We start from the raw sequence: 3,111 nt of genomic DNA, 5'->3' as shown, positions 1-3,111 counted from the left end.
TGAATGTCATCGGTATCCTCCCCTCGGGCCGTCCGGATCGGCCCCTGTCACGTTTCGCCGGAACGCCTTTCCAGCGGGCAGAGGCCTCCTCACGTCATCCCTGCGCGGGCAACTGGTCCACGCGCCTCTAATATTCTTGCCGTGTCGCGGCTTGAGAATCTTTGCGCTGATGTAAAGCAATCAGAACGAGACCCGACTTCCTTCCATCTTGGTAGCAAGCCAGACGCATGAAAGAAACATTTCTTGCTCTTTTATGATATTTATGTATCTTTTAATTTCATTACAGAATGAGATTCCCGATGCCCGAAAAGCGCCCCACCATTGCCGATCTCGCCGCTGCTGCCGGGGTCAGCATCGCCACCGTGAACAGGATCATCGGCGGCAGCGCGACAGTGCGCCCGGCCACCATCGACCGGGTGCGCGATGCGGCCGAGCAGATCGGGTTTTATGGTCTTGGCGTGATCGAAGCCCGCAAGCAGGACGCCAAACCCAGCTATCGCTTGGGTTTTTTGCTGCAGCAATCGACGCGGGATCTGTATCGAATGTTCGGCGACCAGATCATCGAGGCTGCCGGCCGGCGACGCGACAGCAAGATCGAGCCGGTTGTGGACTTCATCGATCGGCTGGACCCGATGAATATCGCCGAGAGGTTAGGCGCGCTTGGCGGTGCCTGCGATGCGGTCGCCATCATCGCGGGCGATCACCCGCTGATCAGCCAGCAGATCACGGCACTACGCGAAAGGAATGTCCCCGTCGTGACATATATAACGGATCTCTCAGCCCCGAATCGGGCCGGGTATGTCGGGCTGGACAACTGGAAACTGGGGCGCACGGCCGCCTGGTTCATCACCCAGACGACCCACGCGCCCGGTCGGGTGGCGCTGTTCATCGGCAATCACCGCTATCAGTGTCAGGACGTGTCGGATGCCAGCTTCCGGTCCTATATGCGCGAACACGCCCCGCATCTGCAGATCGACGACAGCCGCCCGACCCATGAAGAGCCTGACGAAGCCTATTGCATGGTGCGCGAATTGCTGGACAACAGCGACGATCTGCGCGGCATCTATATCGCGGGCGGCGGCATCTCGGGCGTGTTGAGGGCGCTGCGCGAGGTCCCGGAAGATCACAGGACCAGGGTTCGGATTGTCTGCCGCGATATCGGCCCGGAAACCCGCAAGGGCCTGACCGAGGGGCTGATCACCGTGGCGCTGTGTCATCCGTTGCGGCAGACCTCGGATGAGTTGATCGACACCATGATCACCGCGCTGAGAAGCCGGGGCGGCACCTCGGTCAGGCAACGGATCGTGCCGCTTGAAATCATCACGCCGGAAAGTGTCTGATGCAATTCCATCAGGTCCGGCTTTGTCAAACTCTGCGTCCGGATGGACGCTCAAGGCCGTCCGCGCAGGCCTGCGCCCAGAGAAGGAGACTGCCATGCGAATCGGAATTGTCGGCTACGGAACCGGCGGGCGGCATTTTCATGCCCCTTTCATCAAGGCGGCCGAGGGTGCGGAACTGGCGTGCATCGTCGCCCGCGCGCCTGCCACCATTGAACGGGTTCAGGCGGACTATCCCGGCCTGAAGGTCCATGCCAGCCTGACTGATATGCTGGCGGATGGTGTCGATGCCGTCACCATCACCACCCCGCCCCAGACCCGCCGCGAGCTAGTGCTGGAGGCCATTGCAGCAGGCGCCCATGTCATCGCCGACAAGCCTTTTGCACCTTCGGCAGCGGTCGGCCGCGAGATGGAGGCGGCCGCGAAGGCACGAGGTGTGACCCTTGGCGTCTTTCACAACCGCCGCTTCGATACCGATGTGCAGACGCTGAAAAAGGTGCTGGACAGCGGCCGGCTGGGCAAGCTGTGGCGCATTCATGCGCGCATGGAGCAGGACGATCCGGCGACGCTGGAGGCTGGCCCGCAGGGCGGGCTGCTGCGCGATCTGGGCAGCCATATGGTCGATCAGATCCTGTGGCTGCTGGGTCCGGCGGCTTCGGTCCATGCGCATCTGGACATGATCGACCTGCCGGAAGGTCCGACCGATGCTGGCTTTGTCATCTCGATCCGGCACCGGAACGGCACCTTTTCTCAGCTTGTCTCCAGCAAGATCAACCATATCGATGCCAAGGAATTCGTGGTTTACGGCGATCGGGGCAGCTATCGCTCGGCCCAGCAGGACGTGCAGGCGCAGGCGATATTTGCGGGGAAGCGGCCCGCCGATGATTTGGCCGGCTGGGGATATGAGGGTGCCGAGCGTTGGGGCACGCTGGCGACTGCAGCGGGCACCGAACGCATTCCCTCGGAACAGGGGCGCTATCACGATTATTACGAGGCTTTCGCGCGTGCGGTCCGCGACGGCACGCCGCCGCCCGTCACCCCCGCCGATGCAATCGCCGTGCTTGAAGTGCTTGACGCCGCCCGCCAAAGCGCAGCCGAGGGGCGCGAGATCCGGCTTTGAAGTTCAGGGGCAGCGGTGGCCGCCCCTGACGGAAGTCAGCGAACGCCCTGTTCCACGCCCTTGAGCGTCACCTCGACATTGCTGGCATCGACGATGGCGGGGCCGGTCAGGACCGGCTGGCTGGCCAGTTCGGTGCCGAAGTCGATCTGTGCCGCCAGCATGGTCGCCGCCAGAAAGGATTGCAGATAGGGCTGCTGGTCGATGGCCATTTTCTGCGTGCCCGCCTGAATCCGGCCAAGCACCGAGGGGCTGAGATCGAAGGTGCCCAGCATCACCTCGCGCCCGGCCTGCTGGATCGCGATCGCAGCGGAATCCGCAGCCCAGGCAGCCCCGGTGATGACCGCGTCGATAGAGGGATCCTTCAGCAGCTCGGCCTTGATCGCCTCGGCCGTCGCGGTGGCATCGGAATCGATATTGGCGGGGGTCGGCAGGCGGACGACCTCGGCGCCGCCCTTCGTGGCACCTTCGGTCACCCCGTCGCAGCGGCTTTCCAGATTGACCGCGCCCGGAACGTGGATATGGCAGAGGATCTTTTTCGCACCGTTCTGCGCCAGATACTCGCCGCCCGCGACACCCGCCACATAGTCGTCGGCGCCGAAATAGTTGATGCCTTCGACCGCTTCCCGATGCTCGGCACCGGAATTATAGACCATG

At 63.0% G+C, this 3,111-nt stretch carries 3 protein-coding genes; 2 read left to right on the top strand and 1 reads right to left on the bottom strand.

The window, feature by feature from the left end; translation table 11 throughout:
* Positions 1-299 precede the first annotated feature (299 nt).
* Both ACK5L9_RS13720 and ACK5L9_RS13715 read left to right on the top strand, forming a co-directional pair.
* Positions 300-1,340, top strand: coding sequence for a LacI family DNA-binding transcriptional regulator (locus ACK5L9_RS13720; protein ID WP_416912030.1), 1,041 nt, complete (start codon positions 300-302; stop codon positions 1,338-1,340).
* A gap of 94 nt (positions 1,341-1,434) precedes the next feature.
* Positions 1,435-2,457, top strand: a complete 1,023-nt coding sequence (locus ACK5L9_RS13715) for a Gfo/Idh/MocA family protein (protein WP_416912029.1) — start codon at positions 1,435-1,437, stop codon at positions 2,455-2,457.
* Between the two features lie 35 nt (positions 2,458-2,492).
* Here the strand turns inward: ACK5L9_RS13715 and ACK5L9_RS13710 are convergent.
* On the bottom strand, positions 2,493-3,111 hold a 619-nt coding region (locus tag ACK5L9_RS13710), incomplete at its 5' end, for a substrate-binding domain-containing protein (protein ID WP_416912028.1).

Source organism: Paracoccus sp. (in: a-proteobacteria), assembly GCF_047973135.1.
In the GTDB taxonomy this organism is placed as follows: Bacteria; Pseudomonadota; Alphaproteobacteria; order Rhodobacterales; family Rhodobacteraceae; genus Paracoccus.
Note: the sequence above shows the minus strand (reverse complement) of the source record. Positions and strands in the feature narration are given on the sequence as shown.